20 protein-coding genes and 1 pseudogene are annotated in these 17,395 nt (G+C 50.1%); 7 read left to right on the top strand and 14 right to left on the bottom strand.

The annotated features are described in order from the left end of the window. Positions 1 to 15: 15 nt before the first annotated feature. From F4Z13_03195 to F4Z13_03175, 5 genes are all read right to left on the bottom strand, one after another. The gene (locus F4Z13_03195; protein ID MXZ48248.1) at positions 16 to 270 is read right to left on the bottom strand and encodes a 50S ribosomal protein L27; all 255 of its coding nucleotides are present in this window, start codon (positions 268 to 270) and stop codon (positions 16 to 18) included. 19 nt (positions 271 to 289) lie between these two features. Further along, positions 290 to 604, bottom strand: a complete 315-nt coding sequence (gene rplU / locus F4Z13_03190; protein MXZ48247.1) for a 50S ribosomal protein L21 — start codon at positions 602 to 604, stop codon at positions 290 to 292. A gap of 54 nt (positions 605 to 658) precedes the next feature. After that, on the bottom strand, positions 659 to 1,240 hold the full coding sequence (gene thpR / locus F4Z13_03185; protein ID MXZ48246.1) for an RNA 2',3'-cyclic phosphodiesterase: 582 nt from the start codon (positions 1,238 to 1,240) through the stop codon (positions 659 to 661). After that, complete coding sequence (locus tag F4Z13_03180; GenBank protein ID MXZ48245.1) at positions 1,225 to 2,490, bottom strand: hypothetical protein; 1,266 nt, start codon at positions 2,488 to 2,490, stop codon at positions 1,225 to 1,227. Before F4Z13_03180 ends, thpR begins: the two co-directional genes overlap by 16 nt. Positions 2,491 to 2,565: 75 nt before the next feature. Beyond that, positions 2,566 to 3,162, bottom strand: coding sequence for an HNH endonuclease (locus F4Z13_03175; protein ID MXZ48244.1), 597 nt, complete (start codon positions 3,160 to 3,162; stop codon positions 2,566 to 2,568). A gap of 311 nt (positions 3,163 to 3,473) precedes the next feature. Between F4Z13_03175 and F4Z13_03170 the strand changes: the two genes are divergently transcribed. Further along, on the top strand, positions 3,474 to 4,232 hold the full coding sequence (locus tag F4Z13_03170) for a prolipoprotein diacylglyceryl transferase (GenBank protein ID MXZ48243.1): 759 nt from the start codon (positions 3,474 to 3,476) through the stop codon (positions 4,230 to 4,232). A gap of 22 nt (positions 4,233 to 4,254) precedes the next feature. After that, positions 4,255 to 5,838: an apolipoprotein N-acyltransferase gene (gene lnt / locus F4Z13_03165; protein ID MXZ48242.1), complete on the top strand. Its 1,584-nt coding sequence runs from the start codon at positions 4,255 to 4,257 to the stop codon at positions 5,836 to 5,838. Here the strand turns inward: lnt and hisC are convergent. From hisC to F4Z13_03140, 5 genes are all read right to left on the bottom strand, one after another. Continuing rightward, positions 5,815 to 6,888: a histidinol-phosphate transaminase gene (gene hisC, locus F4Z13_03160; GenBank protein ID MXZ48241.1), complete on the bottom strand. Its 1,074-nt coding sequence runs from the start codon at positions 6,886 to 6,888 to the stop codon at positions 5,815 to 5,817. The two genes, lnt and hisC, sit on opposite strands and share 24 nt — an antisense overlap. Positions 6,889 to 6,925: 37 nt before the next feature. Then, positions 6,926 to 8,218 carry a histidinol dehydrogenase gene (hisD, locus tag F4Z13_03155; GenBank protein ID MXZ48240.1) on the bottom strand — a complete coding sequence of 431 codons (1,293 nt, stop codon included), beginning with the start codon at positions 8,216 to 8,218 and terminating at the stop codon, positions 6,926 to 6,928. A gap of 64 nt (positions 8,219 to 8,282) precedes the next feature. Then, positions 8,283 to 8,576 carry an HPr family phosphocarrier protein gene (locus tag F4Z13_03150; GenBank protein MXZ48239.1) on the bottom strand — a complete coding sequence of 98 codons (294 nt, stop codon included), beginning with the start codon at positions 8,574 to 8,576 and terminating at the stop codon, positions 8,283 to 8,285. A gap of 1 nt (position 8,577) precedes the next feature. After that, a complete protein-coding gene (locus F4Z13_03145; protein MXZ48238.1) occupies positions 8,578 to 9,330 on the bottom strand; it encodes a hypothetical protein in 753 nt (250 codons plus the stop codon). Continuing rightward, the gene (locus tag F4Z13_03140; GenBank protein MXZ48237.1) at positions 9,320 to 10,996 is read right to left on the bottom strand and encodes a tetratricopeptide repeat protein; all 1,677 of its coding nucleotides are present in this window, start codon (positions 10,994 to 10,996) and stop codon (positions 9,320 to 9,322) included. Before F4Z13_03140 ends, F4Z13_03145 begins: the two co-directional genes overlap by 11 nt. 297 nt (positions 10,997 to 11,293) lie before the next feature. Here F4Z13_03140 and mqnC point away from each other — a divergent pair, with 297 nt between their 5' ends. Further along, the gene (gene mqnC / locus F4Z13_03135) at positions 11,294 to 12,373 is read left to right on the top strand and encodes a dehypoxanthine futalosine cyclase (protein ID MXZ48236.1); all 1,080 of its coding nucleotides are present in this window, start codon (positions 11,294 to 11,296) and stop codon (positions 12,371 to 12,373) included. 47 nt (positions 12,374 to 12,420) lie between these two features. Here the strand turns inward: mqnC and F4Z13_03130 are convergent. After that, positions 12,421 to 12,834, bottom strand: a pseudogene (locus F4Z13_03130) (AAA family ATPase). Positions 12,835 to 12,924: 90 nt separating this feature from the next. Here F4Z13_03130 and F4Z13_03125 point away from each other — a divergent pair. Both F4Z13_03125 and F4Z13_03120 read left to right on the top strand, forming a co-directional pair. Further along, on the top strand, positions 12,925 to 13,407 hold the full coding sequence (locus F4Z13_03125; GenBank protein MXZ48235.1) for a hypothetical protein: 483 nt from the start codon (positions 12,925 to 12,927) through the stop codon (positions 13,405 to 13,407). Beyond that, positions 13,350 to 13,826, top strand: coding sequence for a PIN domain-containing protein (locus F4Z13_03120; GenBank protein MXZ48234.1), 477 nt, complete (start codon positions 13,350 to 13,352; stop codon positions 13,824 to 13,826). Before F4Z13_03125 ends, F4Z13_03120 begins: the two co-directional genes overlap by 58 nt. Positions 13,827 to 13,911: 85 nt before the next feature. Here F4Z13_03120 and F4Z13_03115 read toward each other — a convergent pair whose 3' ends face one another. Both F4Z13_03115 and F4Z13_03110 read right to left on the bottom strand, forming a co-directional pair. Then, positions 13,912 to 14,283, bottom strand: coding sequence for a hypothetical protein (locus F4Z13_03115; GenBank protein ID MXZ48233.1), 372 nt, complete (start codon positions 14,281 to 14,283; stop codon positions 13,912 to 13,914). Positions 14,284 to 14,285: 2 nt separating this feature from the next. After that, positions 14,286 to 14,897, bottom strand: coding sequence for a bifunctional 4-hydroxy-2-oxoglutarate aldolase/2-dehydro-3-deoxy-phosphogluconate aldolase (locus tag F4Z13_03110; protein MXZ48232.1), 612 nt, complete (start codon positions 14,895 to 14,897; stop codon positions 14,286 to 14,288). Positions 14,898 to 14,974: 77 nt separating this feature from the next. On the opposite strand from F4Z13_03110, the gene F4Z13_03105 reads away from it, so the two are divergent. Together F4Z13_03105 and F4Z13_03100 are read left to right on the top strand one after the other, a co-directional pair. Next, positions 14,975 to 15,424 (top strand): transcriptional repressor, encoded by a 450-nt coding sequence (locus F4Z13_03105; GenBank protein ID MXZ48231.1) that lies wholly within the window; start codon positions 14,975 to 14,977, stop codon positions 15,422 to 15,424. Positions 15,425 to 15,470: 46 nt separating this feature from the next. Then, positions 15,471 to 16,772 carry a hypothetical protein gene (locus F4Z13_03100; GenBank protein ID MXZ48230.1) on the top strand — a complete coding sequence of 434 codons (1,302 nt, stop codon included), beginning with the start codon at positions 15,471 to 15,473 and terminating at the stop codon, positions 16,770 to 16,772. 27 nt (positions 16,773 to 16,799) lie between these two features. Here the strand turns inward: F4Z13_03100 and efp are convergent, their stop codons facing one another. Next, positions 16,800 to 17,369, bottom strand: coding sequence for an elongation factor P (efp, locus tag F4Z13_03095; GenBank protein ID MXZ48229.1), 570 nt, complete (start codon positions 17,367 to 17,369; stop codon positions 16,800 to 16,802). Positions 17,370 to 17,395 lie beyond the last annotated feature (26 nt).

Below are 17,395 nucleotides of genomic sequence, written 5' to 3'. Positions count from 1 at the left end.
TTTATGGGGAACCGCTCAGGCAGGAACTACGGAAACCTTTGTTCTGCCCTTCCCGGATTTCTGAAATTTCACAACCCCGTCAGACATTGCGAATATCGTGTAATCCTTTCCAAGCCCCACGTTCAGACCAGGCTTAATGCTGGTACCACGCTGCCTTACTATTATGTTCCCCTTGACAACCGGCTGGCCTCCGAATTTTTTTACGCCAAGCCTTCTGCCTATTGAATCCCTTCCGTTTTTGGAACTTCCGCCACCTTTTTTGGTTGACATGCTTACTTGCCTCCGCGAATCAGGCGCTTATGCTCGTAATCTCGACGCTGGTCAGGTTCTGGCGATGGCCCGCCTTTTTCCTGTACCCTTTCCTTCTTTTGAACTTGAAGACTACTATCTTCTCGCCCTTTTTCTGCTTTACTATTCTACCCTCAACCCTGGCACTTTCAACAACAGGGCTACCCACCTTAACATCCTCTCCGTCAGCGGACACAAGCAGAACTTCTTCAAAGTTCACTTCTTCGCCGGGTTCGCCGGAGATTTTTTCTATATCAATAACGTCACCCGGCTTGACTATATACTGTTTTCCACCGGTCTTTATAACAGCGTGCATAAGATCCTCCGCACTTTATGGAAGCACTATTTTGCCTGTTAGAAAATTCTTTTGTCAAATGCCGCTCTGAAGATTCCATGTCCTGATGCTGGTGTAGCGGGACCCCCGGGGTCCAAGCTCACTTTGAACAAGCCCGACTCTTGTAATGGAGAACTCCGTTTTGTTCGGTTGAGGAATCCCCCTGATTCCCTCGAAATCCCCTCTGATCCTGCCCAGAGTCACGTGCGGGATGAATTTTCTCTTTTCCATCTCAAACCCGTTCTGCAGGACCGCACTCTGCACTTTGTCAAAAAGAGACTGGAACTGCTCGTTTTTCACAAGACCCAAGGCCAACACTCTAGGATTTCTCGAGCCTGGAAACAGGCAAAAATCGTCAAATCCAGGCTCAACACTCCCCGAACCGCAAACTGCGGAACCTACATCGGCTGATAGATCCTCAAGGCACGATTCATCAACATCTCCAAGAAACCTGAGCGTGACGTGAAGTTTCTCCCTCGGTTCCCACCTTACTCCTCGAAGAAAGCTCCTAAGCGACTGGACGTAGCGAAAAAGCACATCTTTTGTTTCCTCGGGAAGAAAGGCCGCGATAAAAAGTCTCAAGAGCAAAGCCTCCCCATTCGCTACTTCACGCACCAAGTGGAGAACGAATCATTTTTGCCCCGGGAAAGCGGAAGCTTGTTCTCACCGTTTAAGTACATGATATATATCTGCCTTTTCCCCAGCCTCTTTGAAGAAAAAGTGATGTAGTGACCATCGGGAGACCACGAGGGATGCTCGTTTCTTCCCGAAGAGGTAAGCCTCTGCTGGCCCCGGCCGTCAGGTCCTACGGAGTAGATGTCGGCCTCAGATTTTTTCACTTTCACAAACGCTATGCGGTTAACTAAGGGGCTTGGAGACCAGACCGGGTCGGTATTGTAACCCTCCGAGGTAATTCTTACCGCTCGACCCCCCTCGGAACTTATCACGTATATGTTTGGCGCCCCCGCCCGATCCGACACAAAGGCAATTTTTCTGCTGTCGGGAGACCAAGTCGGGGAGATATCTATGGCAGGAGACTTGGTAAGTCGCTTAAGTATTTCCCCTGAGGACGAGGCTATGTATATGTCCCCGTTACGGCTAAACGCCACACGGCTGCCGTCTGGAGACCAGCTCGGAGAATTGTCGAGGTGAATGCCCCGGGTTATTCTCTTGCCCTCAGCGGGGAGGCGGGTGGCCTTGAAATTCAGCAAGTAGACGTCATGGTCCCAGCTTCTGTCGGAAGTGAAGACCACTTGGCTTCCGTCAGGAGAACAGTCAGGAGAGAGAACCGAAGATCCGTGATTGGTAAGCCTTTTTGCGTTGTGCCCGTCGTAATCCATGATAAAGAGATCACTTCCATGACCGTCCCTTCTGACAAACACTATCTCGGAGTCAAAAAAGCCGTCGAGGCCGGTAAGCTCCCTCATAAGCTCACCCGCAAACTTGTGCACAACATTCCTTATGTGGCGCGGAGACGCCACGTATCTCCTTCTCATGCGCTCCTGCCTGCTAGGCACATCATAGACTATGAGATCGTAAGAGACCTCCCGAGGCGAAACATCAAAATTTCCGCTCACCAGATACCTAGTTTTCTGAGCATCTAAATATTCGAAATCTATATCCTCAAAAGAGGATGAAAACAGTATGTTCACCTGGCGGACATCAAAAAGGGCTGCGTTGGTAAGATCGTTCTTCAGGACATCAGTGAAATTCTTTCCGTATACGCTTAAATCCCCCTTGGCCTTAAGCACCGCGACGGCGATCGGTATTTTTTTTATCGGAGAAGCAACCGGGGGAAGTTGTATCTGCGCGGTCGCCAAGCAGGGAATAAACAAGAGCGTAAAGAAAACCGCAAGCGCTGATCTCATCTTTTTTTCTTTCCAGATCCCGAGGCCGCGAACGGACAATAATCTCGCGGCAAAGACATTTCCTGAGACAAAACTTCAGTCAGTCAGTTCGACGTTCCAGTAAGACACATCCACAAAGTTCAGAAAAGGTTCCCACTCTTCATATTTCACGGTTTTAAAATGGAGGTTGGAAAAAATACTGGCAGCGGGCTTCACAGGTTTGGTGAGCAGTCTCATGTTCGCCTGCTCGGGAGTCCTTCCTCCCTTCTTCCTGTTGCACTTAACACAACAGCACACTATGTTGTCCCAGGTACTTCTTCCACCCATTGACCGCGGAATCACATGGTCAAGGGTAAGATCCCTTTTCCGAAAAGCCTTCGCGCAGTACTGGCATGTGTCCGCGTCCCTCCTGAAAATGTTTATCCTGTTGAACTTAGGCTGCTTTCTGTGATACCCCTCATATCTAACGAGAATTATCACCCGTGGAGCTTTTATAACGCTAGTAACGGTCCTTACGCAGTCTTCGGCGTCAACCGAACGGATATCCTTCCACGAATCGAAGTCAAAGGTCTCATACTCTCTGTTTACAGCCTTTGCGGCACCACCGTAAAGAAGGATAAAGGCCCTTTTCAAGCTCGTTACCGAGACAGGGACGAAAAACCTGTTCAAAACCAGTACCGGTGACTGAAGCATAATAGCCGACTAATTTACCGGCTTGCGGGGGTTATTCAAGCACGCAACGACACTTTTATTTTCCTTAACTGTTGGTTAAAATTCCCATCGCCCAGCCAAAATGCAATCACGGCAGCATCCCGTTCGTATTTACTAAGCAAGTACGCACTTTAAGGAGGGTGTCCAAGAGGAAGTCCCTTAACATGGAAATGAAAACCAACCTGCTGATTCAGATAATCCTCTGCATAGCACTTTTTCTGTCCATATTTCTTCTCGTAAGGTCAAACTCCGAAGCGGAAAAAGAACTTGAATCCGGAGAAGAAAAGAAATAAATGTTCCCTGAACTTCTCAGAATAGGTGATTTTCATATTACATCCTTCGGGGCGATGGTCGCTGTCTCTTTTCTTGTCGCTTTCTGGGTTTCCGGGATGGAATTTGAAAGAAAAGGGATGTCCAGGCGACTTCACGAACAGGGTTTTCTTGCCTGCCTTGTGGGAGGCATACTCGGGGCCAAGCTTCTCTTCCTGGTCGAGAACGTTCCCCTAAGCGACCTTATCTCCTACCCCATGCACTATCTTCTTCTAAGGGGAGGACTTACCTTCTACGGAGGATTTTTTCTGGCTCTCTTCGCCTTTTTCGTACTAACAAAAAAGCATAAAGAAAGTTTCTGGAAAGTTCTTGACGCCACCGCCCCGGCTCTCGCAATAGCTTACGCGACTGGAAGGGTCGGCTGTCTTCTAGTTGGAGACGATTACGGGGTCGCCTCCACACTCCCTTGGGCGATGCCGTTTCCAAAGGGTTCCCCCCCGACACTTGAGGCGGTTCATCCGACTCAGATTTATGAAACGATCATAATGTCTCTTGTGTTCTTAGTGCTGTGGAAGATAAGGAAGAAGGACAAGCCTGTCGGCTGGCTCGCCAGCATATATCTGGGACTCGCGGGTCTTGAAAGGTTCTTTGTCGAGTTCATAAGAAACACCACTGAAAGCCCGATATCCGGCCTTTCAGTAGCGCAGGTAATGGCACTTGCACTGATCCTTATCGGAGCGCTCAAATACATATCCCTACGCAGACACAAGGAAGCGTTTTGAACCCGCAGTTTCGCTCCTACGCATGAAAACGATCCGGATAACCAGACCGACCGGAAACGAAATCTTGGCCGCAGGATCCGGGGTGCTTTTTTCCGCATCCCTTTTTTCAAGCACTCTCGGCGTACTGGGCTGGGTATGCTTTGCCCCAATGCTTCTGGCGCTTCAGGGGAAAAGCGCTTCGCAGTCACTTCGACTGGGCATGATATCCGGGACATCCATGAATCTCGTCTCGCTTTACTGGCTCGTCGGGACTCTCAACAGGTTCGGTGAAATCCCCTTGCTCCCAAGCATGGCAGCCGTGTTTCTGTTCTGTGTGTACTCATCGCTTCAGTTCGGAATTTTCACTTGGTATATATCGAGATTCGGACTCTGCCGGAGAAAAAGTGTCGCAAACGCGCTCATGATTTCTTTTGCCTGGGTGGTCGCAGAGTTTTTCTTCCCGGTTCTCTTTCCCTACGGAATAGGAGTCTCCCAAGGCTACTACCCGAAGGTAATACAAGTAGTTGACACGCTCGGGGTGAACTTCCTGGGGTTTCTGATGTTTTTTGCAAACGTATCGGTTTTCTATCTCGTTGACGACTTGCGACGGAGAAAAAAACCTGTGCTTACCGCACCTGCGATCTCGATTGCCATAATCGCAATCGTGCTCGGCTACGGATCTTTCAGGATAAACGAAATTGAGGCTTTCCTTAAGACAGAGCCCCGGGTGAAAATCGGGATGGTTCAGGCCAATTTTGATTACGCGGAAAAAAACCTCGACAATGAACCGGTCATAACGGAAAAACACAGGGAGATGTCGCAAAGACTCCTGGAGGCAGACCTCGTGATCTGGCCGGAGACGTCGGTTCAGTACTGGTTTCCCAAAGACAAACCGTCATACAGAATTGAAGACCAAACAGACATAGTGCCGGCAGGGCACCCAGCGCACTTTCTCATCGGAGGACTTTCCTTTACCCAGGACCCCATCCTGCTTGAGGACGGCTGGGATGAAGAGGACCACAAAAAATACAACACGGCCTTCCTAGTCGACCCGCAAAGCAATATCCTCAGCCACTACAGCAAGACCCGGCTTTTTCTTCTGGGCGAATATTTCCCCTTGATAAACGAGGAGCTTAAGTTCCTCAAAAGGGTCTTCCCCATGATGGGAGATCTCACCCCGGGAGAAGGCCTCAGAGTGCTTGAGGTTCCGGAAAAGAACATGAGAATAGGACCCCTTATATGTTATGAGGACATAGTGGCGAAGATTTCGAGTGACTACGTGAAAAGGGGAGCCAACCTGCTCGTTAACCTCACAAACGACGCGTGGTTCGGAAGGAGTATCGCTCCCTACCAGCATCTGCTCCTCTCAATTCCAAGGGCAGTTGAAACGCGCCGTTACCTAGTAAGATCAACAAACAGCGGCGTAAGCGCGATCGTATCCCCTACCGGAAAGATCGAGGCCCGCACGGGGATATTCACTACGGAAAATCTAAAGGGAGAGGTGGTTTTAATCGATTCGCTTGAAACTCTCTACTCGAGGGTAGGAGACATCTTCGCGTGGATAGCCCTTGCGGCGACAATTCTTTTCGTAGTGAAAAGCTACTTAGGAAGAAAATATGCTGACTAGGGCTTGGATGAGCTGATTGTTTTCCTCTCTAGTTCCAACCGTGATCCTGAGGCAGTTTGCAAGGCGTCCCTCTCCCTTGAAGCGACGGATCAGAATATCGTTTTTGACCAGTTCTTCGAAAAGAAAATCCGCGTCCGAAACCCGTACCAGGAAGAAATTCGCGTCCGTTGGATAAACATGAATCCCTTCAATTCGCTCAAGCGACGCGCGAACTCTTTCTCTCTCGCTCAATATAAGGCTTATCTTCCGTTCAACAACCTCGGGGTTTTCAAGAGCAAAAGACATTACATCCTGACTAAAAGAATTTATGTTATAGGGAAGACGCGCCTTGTTCACTTCGTCGGCAATCTGCGGTCGTGCAAAGAATATTCCAAGTCTTGCCCCCGCAAACCCTATCTTGGACATTGTCCTCAGTACCAGCAGGTTTTCATATTTATCTATATGGGGAATATAGCTTTTTTTCGAAAAATCGCAGTAGGCCTCGTCAACAACCACCGCACCCCCGCTTGCCTCCAAGATCTCGAGTACTTTTTCTTCCGAAAAAGAGTTCCCGGTGGGATTGTTCGGAGTCGCGAGAAAAACGATGTCAGGGTCCTGCGCGCGAATCGCCTCCAAGATCTGTTCGAGATCTATGTCAAAATTCTCATCGAGCTCAACCTCCGTCACCTGTCTTCCAAGAATAAGCGATGTGATCCTGTACATTGAGAAAGTCGGGGACGGCACGAGCACGTGGCCGCTTTTCCCCCCAAGCACCTCGACGATCATCTGTATGATCTCGTCTGAGCCGTTGCCAAGCAATATGCCATCCATGGGGAAGCCTACGGCGCGGGAGAGAGAAGTTCTTACCTCCAGAGCCTCGGGGTCCGGATAACGATTTACTGGAAGCTTTGCCAGCCGTTCGGAAAGCGCAAGCTTCTCTTCTCCCTCAAGATCGTAAGGACTTTCGTTTCCATCAAGCTTCACCGAGCAATCAATCCTCGGCACCGAGTAAGCGGAGATTGACCTTACGCTCTTAGAGATCCTGCTTTTAATTGAATCTATGTCAGACACCGGAGTCTCCCGTTCTAAACAGTAGCGTGAACATCACTCAGGAATCCTCAATCCGTCTCTTTACCGAAAACGCGTGACCCGAAAGCCCCTCGGCGTGGGCAAGATTCATAACGGTCGCGCCGAGAGACGAAAAGCCTTTTTTCGACATTGATATGGTGCTCGGCATCCTCAGGAAATCATAAACGCTAAGAGGAGAAGAAAACCTAGCCGCTCCTCCCGTTGGAAGAACGTGACTCGGACCCGAGACGTAATCGCCGAAAGGCTCGGTCGAGAGAGATCCCAGAAATATTGCTCCCGCGTGTTTTATGCCTTTTAGAAGAGATTTGGGGGAACGCACGCAGAGCTCAAGGTGCTCAGGAGCAACCGCGTTTGAAAGTGCCACTGCCTGCTCCATGTTCTCGGTTACGTAGATTCTTCCGTTGTTTGAGACCGCGGCGCCCGCGATTTCTTCTCTGTCAAGCCCCCTTAGCTGCGAGAGCACTTCCTTTTTCACTTCTTTGGCGTAATCATAGCTGGTGGTCGCGAGAATCGGGATTGACATTTCGTCATGCTCGGCCTGAGCAAGCAGGTCTGCGGCAACCCATCCCGGCGGACACGAACCGTCGGCTATAATCAGAACCTCGGTCGGCCCTGCCAGCATGTCAATGTCGCAGAAACCATAAACCAGTTTCTTGGCTATCGTAACATAGATGTTCCCCGGACCTACTACCTTGTCCACTTTCGGTATGCTCCTGGTTCCAAAGGCCATTGCCGCTATGGCGTGGGCCCCGCCTATTTTGTAGACGTTGCTCACCCCGGCAATTTCGCACGCCAGAAGAATCTCGGGATTCACCCGTTTCCCGGAACATGGAGTGACAACGCTTATCTCGATTGCCCCGGCAACCCGCGCCGGTATAGCGGTCATGAGCACGGTTGAAGGGTACGAAGCCTTGCCTCCCGGAACATACACTCCCACCTTCTCAATTGGTCTTATCAGCCAACCAAGTTCGTTTCCGAGCGCATCCTTGTAGGCTCCAGCTTTTGGAAGCTTCTTTTTCTGGTAGGAGCGAATCCGTGAAGCAGCCTTCTTAAGGTCCCTCGCAATATCCGGTGCGACGGCTGCTTTAGCCTCTTCAAATTCGCGATCGGTGACCTTTACGTTTTTCGCAGTTACGTAAGGTCCATCAAATTTCTTCGCGTAGCGAAAAAGCGCCGAGTCTCCCTGCTCTCTGACGTCCTCTACAATCTTTTCTGTCTGCGAAACAAGCTCCGGATCGAAATGTGAGGCCGACTTCTCTATTTCTCTCGACCTTCTTTCCAGATTTTTCGAATTTATCCTTATAATCTTCATGGCCGTAACAGTGTTTTCCCTTAAAAGCCGATTCAGTTTATCCCGTTTGCAGAATATCCCAAACTCAGTTTTCCGGATCGATTCCTTCTCCGAAGCCGCTTTCAATCAGATGGGAGACTTCCTCCATTGCAAGCTCCGAGTCTTCCCCCTCTATCGTAACGGCAACTTCAGTGCCACAAATGGCCGCAAGGGACAAAACGCCCAGTATGCTTTTTCCGTCTATCTCGAAACCGTCTTTCCTTATCATTATACTGGAACTGAATCTGCTGGTCAGGGCGACCAGAACCGCGGCCGCCCTAGCGTGAAGACCCAAACGGTTCCTTATTACGAAGTTTCTTACAAGCGGTTTCTGCGACAAATCAGGGTTCCTCTGCGGACCGGAAAAAAGAAATATCCGTCTTTGAGTTTACCCGTAAATTCTCATCATAATTCACGTTGAGACTGTAATCGGCGGTCTCAAAAAGCAGGTTTCTCGGGAAATAGGTGTCCGAGTCAATCCGTTTGAGGAGCGAGAACTCAATTTTAGCCTTCTCTCCGTCAGAAAGCGTACCCTCTACTCTGGTTATGAAGTTTCTCGGGAAATCGACCGTGATCTGGAGAGGCGTGCTTCCCGAAAACACGAAAACTATCTCCCCTTCTTTCTCCCCAGTCCGTACAGAGTAGCTTTTCTGGGGAATGGCAAATGGGGATCCTCCCAGCAGAAAGTTTACTATGTCCTCAACTCCGAGCTGGGGCGGGAGTCCCGGATAAAGGTAAGAAAGTCTGAAATCCTCCGGATTCTCAAAGATCAACTCTTCCCAGTTGGTCTTCATTCTCACGCTTTCTCCGTCAGAAACCACCCTCGCGAGCATCTCGCCGAAAGGAGCGAAAACCGAAACTCTCAGAAACTCCGGGCGGACGACGGTGGCTACCTGATCGAAAACAATTTTCCCCTGTGGGGATTTTATCGACACCCTAGCCCTGGCTTTTATTGAAGTAAAGCCCATCTGAGTGCGTTTCGCCTTTGCCAATATGGCAGAAAGATCAGGGTGTTCGGCAATAGAAGGAGGAAGCTTGCCGGCGCAGGAAAAAAAGAGAAAAACAAACGGAATAAAAACCCAGCTATGCCTCATCGCGCTTGAATTCCTTTAGCTTTTCTTGAAGCCTCGCGCGGATTTTCCTGTCTTCAACCGTAATCAGTTTCTTGGAATCCAGGAGTTCAAAGGCTTTTGTGTAATTCTCCACCGCGAGTTCTCTTTTGCCAAGTTTCTCATACACATCGCCCACATGCTCCAGAATGGCCGCGTCGGGAGGAGGCATCTCCGAGGCGCGAAGCAGATACTCAAGGGCTTTGGTGAAATCGCCCTTCTGATAGTAAACCCACCCCAAGCTGTCGATTATGTAAGCCCGCCCGGGAGCAAGCTCAAGAGCCTTGATAATGAGTTCCTCGGCGTAATCAAGTTTTTCTCCCCGCTCGGCGTATGTGTACCCAATGAAATTCATCGCATCGAAACTCTGCGGATTCTTGCTGATTATGTCCTCCATTACCGAAAGCGCTTCCGTTATTCGGTCGCTGTAGTAATACGAAACGCCAAGCGAATACAGAACGGATTCGTCATCGGGGTGCTTTTCAAGATACCTGCCGTATAAAGAGATCGAATCCTCCTGTCTCCCCTGCCTTCCGTAGATTTCACCCAGAGAATTCACGGCCTTGGGATTGTACGGGTCCTTCTCATGAAGCTCTCTCAGTATATTGATCGCCTTCTGCGCCGAACCCTCAAGTTCATGTATGTATGCTCCATGGACGACCGCGTCTACGTGGAAATCAGAGCTTTGAGGTATGGAATCGAGAAGCATCCTTGATTGGGAATACTGCCCGAGCTTGGTGTGAGCGACGGCGGAGTAGTATTTTGCCCCAAAATGTGCAGGCAGACGTTCGAAAACCTGTTTCAGTTCTCCGATAGCTTCCTCGTAACTGCCGCTTTCAAGATACAGAAGACCTATTCTGAAGCTGATCTCGGGATTCTCCGGGTCCGCGGCCTCCGCATTGTGGTACTGCTTTATAGCCTCCTCGAACCTGCGGTGGCGGTAAAGCATGTTCCCGTAGGAAATAAAGACATCGCGATAAGGAGCAAATTTCCTGATCGCCGACTCGTACTGCTCTATCGCCTCTTCGATTCTTTTCGCTTTCTCAAGGGTTTCAACGAGCCCGGCGAAAGCGGGGTAGTATGTCCGTTGAATTTCAAGAGCCCTTTTGTAGTGCTTTACTGCGGCGTCCAGATCGTTTCTTCTGGAGGCGATGCTTCCAAGGTAGAAGTGGACTGTGACATCTTTAGGACTGATCGAAAGGCTCTTTTCGGCGTACTTCTGCGCCTTCTCAAGATCTCCGGAATACAGTTCAGTCGCACAAAGAAGCAGATAGGTTTCCTTGTCCCCGGGATCGGTCTCGACGGCCTTGAGCAGGAATTTCTTGCCCCTTTTCTTCATGGCTTCGTCAGGGGACGCGAGATAGATGCGGGCAAGATCCCTGTAAGCCGGAGAGTTTGACGGATCAAGAACGATGGACTGGGTGAACTTGGCAACGGCCTTCTCGCGCATATTAAGAACCGTGTAAATCAGGGCGAGACGGTATTTTATTTCAGAAGACTTGGGATCGACCCGTTCCGCCTCTTCAAGGCTCTGCAGCGCACGTTTCAGGTCCCCTTGTTCCAAGTAAAGCGCCGAAAGCGCAAAATGATAATACGCATTCTCCCGGTCTAAGCTCTCAAGACCCCGGTCGGGGTCGACAAAGAGTCCCACGCCGCCACAGGAAAGACAAAGAAAGAGAAATAAAAGAAGAAAAAACTTTTTTTTAGGAAATTTTCTCAAACCACTCACCTGAAACAAATACCGACCCTCGGTTCCGAAACCCAGGTGTGTACCAGTCTCGGAAGGGAGGACTGCCAGATACCACTGGGCAGGACCCTCTCAAACAGGATAACAAAAATGGATTTAAAATACACAGCGGAGTAAACACTACCCGTTTCGAAGATGACTTCAGCAACATTTCTTGCGGAATTGACTTTGTCCACGCTATTAGCTTTATTAATTTTCTCTATGTGCTCACTTGAAAATACTTACGCCAAGGTTTTTAAAGGCAGCAGAATATCGATCGATGAAGCCACCCTGCTTCTCGAAAAGGCCGACCTGCTCCAGCTCGGTTCCCTGGCCGATATAGTAAGAAAAAGGTTTAATCCGGAAAACATAGTTACCTTCGTAGCTGATACAAACCCAAACTACACGAATGTCTGCGACACTGAGTGCCTTTTCTGCGCATTCTGGAGGCCGCCGGGCGCATACGACGCCTACACACTGAGCGTCGACAAGGTAATCGAAATAATGCGCGCCTCCTACCACAACGGCGCCACTACGGTCCTTCTTCAGGGCGGACACAACCCGGAACTTAAGCTTGACTACTATATCGAGATAGTAAAAAGGACCACAAGGGAAATACCGGAGCTTCATCTCCACGCCTTCTCTGCCCCGGAGATAGCCGCCATTGCCAAGTACGAGAACCTCGACACGAGACACGTGCTGCAAAGCCTCTGGGACGCGGGACTGAGAACAATACCGGGAGGCGGGGCCGAGGTGCTGACAAACAGGACAAGAAGAGCGATAAGCCCCCTCAAGATAGATGCCGACACCTGGATGAAAATCACTAGGGAAGCCCATCTCGTGGGCTTTAAGACAACCGCGACCATGATGTTCGGCCACCTTGAGCGGGACGAGGACATAATCGAGCACCTGCTGAGAATAAGGGAACTCCAGGATGAAACCGGGAATTTCCTGGCGTTTATCCCCTGGACGTTCAAGCCGAAAAACACCCTGCTTGAAAAAAGAATAAAGGACGAGGTCGGCGGGGAGAGATACCTCAGGGTTCTCTCGGTATGCAGGATATTCCTTGACAACTTCAAGCATGTTCAGGGTTCGTGGTTCACCCAGGGAAAGAAAATGGGTTCGATGTCCATGCACTACGGCGCGAGCGACCTCGGCGGAACTCTTTACGATGAAAACGTTCTGGGATGCGCGGAGAACAAAATCCGCTCGACCGTGGATGAACTGGTACACATGATAAGAAGCGCCGGGTTCAATCCCGCGCAGAGAAACACCTACTACGAAATTCTGGAGAGATTCTAAATCCAGGCTTCAGGAATTCCGAACCTAAACAGCAACGCCGGTCAGCATTAACGTGAGCATTTTTTGAACTCATGTCGCGCGGGTCTGCCTCGTCCAGGAAGGTTAAGGTCAGGGTTCTTCTGCTGTAACTCGGTCATTAACCGGTGCACCTGGTTGCGGTCAAAGCGGGTGACCTGCCGAATCTCTTTATTGCTCAAGCCCGGCTCACTCCGACAGGCGCGCTCCATCAGAATGCTCAGCACTCGGGTTTTGGCGGCTTCCCAGTCAATGCGTCGGCGCGCTTCACCTTGACCGCCTTCAGCCAGACGATTGTACAGTTCCGGGTGGATACACCAGCACGGTCCTCGTCCCTTACCGCCATGTTCGATATAACCCGCAGATTCCATACCCGAGGGCCTGTCGCGAATTTCGGGCTCGTTCCGTTGGCAAAGGGCCGCGGCTGTGCCGGTGTCTACCTCGGGAATAAATAGAAATCGTCTTCCCTCTCCAAATTGACATTGTAATCATAATGTGCCAAATTTACCTTGTATACAAAGATAAGGAGAGACAACATGGTAAAAGTTCTCGTCGCTGATGAGGTATGGATAGCAACAGCACTGCTTCATATAAAAAACCCCGACCGAGGAGACTTTGCTGTCAGGGAAATAGTTCGTCAGGCAGAAATCGAGAAAATCGCTGGCCCGGAGCCAATAAGACCAGGAGTGCAGATTCATGCCTACCTCCACTGCGTAGCCAACAGGCCCCCCAATCCGGGAAGATACAGAATGCTGACCGAAACATCCAAGGGGCGCCGTCGCCTGTTCAAGCCCGGCGACCCGTACCACCATCTTCGTACCGGAAAAAATGCCCCGAATGAGAAGGACATTCCAAAGAAGTATCACGAGTTGCTCGACTGGTATAATCATGATTATACAGGAGGCGCCAATACCGAGGAGGTTGACCCGATACTTTCACTACGTGGCATGGGAAAAGAGATATGGGCCCAAGAAGACGCGGACTCCTACGTCAGTCAACTTCGTGCGGGATGGCAATGAGCAGAATTTTCTGGGATACAAATCTCTTCATATATCTCTTTGAAGACAAAAGCGAGCGGAGCGAGCGAGTTTCGGCATTGCGCCAACGGATGATTGAACGCGAAGATGAACTGCTCACCTCGGCACTCACGCTGGGCGAGATTCTCATCAAACCCAAGAAAATGGGCAATGACAAGCTTGCACAGTTTTATGAACTTGCGATTTCCGCGGCTGCGACAGTACTGCCGTTTGATTCCCCTGCCGCCCTCAAGTTTGCTGAAATCCGTCAGGACCGTTCAATTCAGGCTCCAGACGCCATACAGCTCGCGTGCGCGTCTGTTGCACGGGCAGACCTGTTCATTACAAACGATAATCGCCTCACCAAAAAGAACATCCACGGGATTCAGTTTATCCAATCCCTTGAAAACGCAGTTCTCTGAACCACGTGTCGGTTATCCGCGCCGAACTAAGCCCGGGCGCAACCTTGGATCGGCACGTCTGAAAAGAACATAGCCACAGGCATTTTCAACGGGAGCAGTCAAGAACCATCACCCAGCTGTTTCCCGCAAAATCCACGCCGCAGACAACTTTCGATCTTTGGGAGAAAACATAATCAAAAAATTCAAGCGCACTGCTTGTATGCACCGGGGCCCCGAGATACTCCTCTAAATTCTCCGCAGAAACTCCCGAACACTCAAAGGCGCAAAGCTCAAAATCGACCGCCCTCTCTCGATCAACTGCCGTGATGCGGGGCGAGAAAGAAGCGCTTACAAGAGAAGTTTCTGAGGCAATTTCCATCCGGACGTCAAAGCCACCGCCGAAAAGAAAAAAGACCTCGGCAAACACCTCGTCTATTGAATCAAGATAAAACTCCCTTGCCTGCGGCTTTGTATCCATTTTCACGTGGAGAACCGGGAGAACTCCTCGGCTCTTTGTTTTATGGACTGATAGTCCTCTCCTCCGCCCAAAAGCGCGGTAGACACCCCGGCAAGCGCGGCTCCCGCCGAGAAATAACTCTGAATGTTATCCACGGTAATTCCTCCGGTGACCATGATATCCATAAATCCGAGAGGCTCCTTTATGGCTTTCACGTAATCCGGACCGAAACTCGAAGCGGGGAATATCTTTACGAAATCCGCTCCGATGCTGCGGGCGTTAACCATCTCAGAGGATGTAAAAGCTCCGGAGATCGCCGTAATGCCGTTTTTGCGGCAATGCTCGATTATCTCGGGATCGGTGTGCGGAGAAACTATGAAACGGGCCCCGCAATCAGACATCCGTTCGGCGGAATCACGGTCAAGAACCGTACCCGCCCCGACGCATATTCCGTCCTGCGAAGCAAATTCTCGAAGAAGTCTTTCAGAACCTGAAGAGATTGATATGACTTCTATGATTCTTATCCCGCCGTCAACGCATCCCCTTGCGAATTCAAGAGATTTTTCATAACTGGCGGACCTGATAACGGCCACGACCCTGTTTTTTCTCATAAACTCAATCACAGTTTTCTCCATGGCGCGCGGTTTGAGACTTAAAAACTTTTAAGGTACACTGAGACTGGTCTGTTTTAATCCCCCTAAAGGGGCAGATTATGAAGAATTCGGAGTTCAGAACCGAAAACAAGATATCGCAATTCATAAAAAGAAGCAAAGAACTGGGGCTTAAGGTAACCCCTCAGAGAATAGCGATATACAGGGAGCTCGCGGGAAGCATGCAGCACCCGAGCACCGAGATGATCTACAAGAACATAAAGGACTACTATCCGAACATATCCCTTACCACCGTGTACAGAACGCTTGAGACATTCGAGAGAATGGGACTCATATCAGTAGTTAACACCCTTTATCACGCCGCAAGATACGACGCCAACATGGAACCTCACCACCATGTCGTATGTGTAAAATGCAAAAAGATAGAGGACATCTACGACGATTCCATGGCTTACTCGGAACTTGACCCGCAAATAGACAATTACAAGATTCTTGGATACTCGGTGCTTTTCAGCGGAATCTGCGAGGAGTGCAAAACCCTTAATAACTGACCGGAAACGGGCCGTTTCTCGCAAGGCCGCCTAAAAGAGCGGAAAAATGAAAATCCCCCAAGGCTTTGAACGAGCCATTAACTTCAGTCTTCTGGATTCCATATTCTCAAGAAGATCGCGCCGCTTCGGACTCGGGATGGAAATTCCCGAGGGAAATCTGGCTTACAGTTCCGCTCACGACCCGGTCCCTCTCTCAGAACTTGAAGAGGCTTTTTTAATCTGGGCGGGCACGGGAACCACAGGCCTCTCCCTAGGGGACCTTCCGAGAACCGGCATATCGTGGCTTTTCCAGTGGACCGGCAGAAGCTGGCCGTGCTCCTGCAACTCCCATTCGACCGAACTTTTCTACACAAACGACGAAGGCGTTTACATGGTGCGGCTTTTTGACCTCATACCCCCCGACACCTCTATCTTCATGTCGCTTGACAGGGAAAAGCAGCTTGAAAAAATAGTTGAGCTTTTCAGGGCAAGCAGAATTACCCTTGAAAACCAAAGAGCCGATCTCCCGAAGGGAGAACCTGGCCTTTTCGACTTTAACGCATGGAATACGAACAAGCCGGGAACGACTTTCTTTATCCCGGTAACCAACACCACAGTCGAGTACATGGTGCTTCTGTTCATATACTTCGGAGCCAAGTACGGATTTAACATTATTGACGAACTCAACGGGGGGAGATCGTGCGGCCTTGATAAGTGGATAGAGAAAGGCTACATAAGAAACGACGTCAGGCTTTCTCTGTTCGACCTGGAATTAAGGGTGTTGACCACGCTTAACGTGGAACAGGCTTTTATAAGCCAGAACATGAATCTCGCGCTGCAGGCCTTGGGTCTCGGAGGCTGGACTTTCACCGGACTGCTTCCCCATTACGCACTCGGGGTCGACCCTTCCCACAAAGGGCTCGGATTCCGGTTCGTCCAGCCGGAGGAAAGCCTCAGGAGCACAAACCCGCCTTATCCCGTTGGAAGGGACGGAGTTTTCGAATCCCTCTGCCCTCCCTACGTGGCGGACATGAGCGAAGCTGTAGACAGGTTTCTAGAGGTAAGAGGGCAATTCTGGAAGGAGGACAATCCGTTCCCCTACAGAGATCCTGCGTCGATCCTGCGTGACGAGTACCATCCTTCCGAAGTCAGAATACAGATAGTAAAGGATTTCTGCACCTACGTTTATGAGAACTATGGAAGATTCCCGGCTTTCCTGGATCCGATGTTCGTACGGCTGGTATTTCAGGCCCACCACCTTGATCTTGACTTCTACGATAAGTATTTCGAGAAAGATTCATACCACGACCTGCACAAAGAACATTTCAAACTTTGGCATCCGGAAATTGAGGACCCTTTCGGGAAATAGGTCGCAGTTAACATAGACAGTCTTCGCTCAGGATTCCGCCCTTTCGAGATAGTTCCCGTTTCTCGTATCGACTTTTATCATATCCCCGATATTGATAAAAAGAGGGACGGCCACCACCGCTCCGGTTTCTATGGTCGCCGGTTTCGTGGTACTCGAAACCGTATCTCCTTTCACCCCAGGTTCCGTATGGGTAACCTCGAAGACAACGGCCGTGGGAAGTTCCACCCCTATGAGCTCTCCTTCATGCATTTGCACCGTGACTTCCTGCTGTTCCTTGAGAAACTTCGTCGTATCCCCTATTGCATCCGCCCTGAAAGGAAACTGGTCGAAAGTCTCGGAATCCATGAAGTAAAACATCTCATCGTCCCTGTAGAGATACTGCATGGTTCTTCTCTGGATATCGGGAACGTTAAACGTGTCTCCCGCGCGGAATTTCATTTCCCGTACGGCTCCGGTGGCGATATTCTTAAGTCTCGCCGTGACTATCGGGCTTCTCTGCGCCATCTTTGAATGCTTGTACTCGACTATCTCCCAGATTGCCCCTTCGGTCTCAATCTTCATACCCTTGTGAAAACCACTCGTGTCGACAACAGCCATTTCGGACTCGGTCCTCCTTTATGAAT

The sequence above is a fragment of the Candidatus Dadabacteria bacterium genome (genome assembly GCA_009837205.1).
Lineage (GTDB): Bacteria > Desulfobacterota_D > UBA1144 > Nemesobacterales > Nemesobacteraceae > Nemesobacter.
The sequence above is the reverse complement of the archived record's forward strand: the minus strand, read 5'-3'. Positions and strand labels throughout refer to the sequence as shown.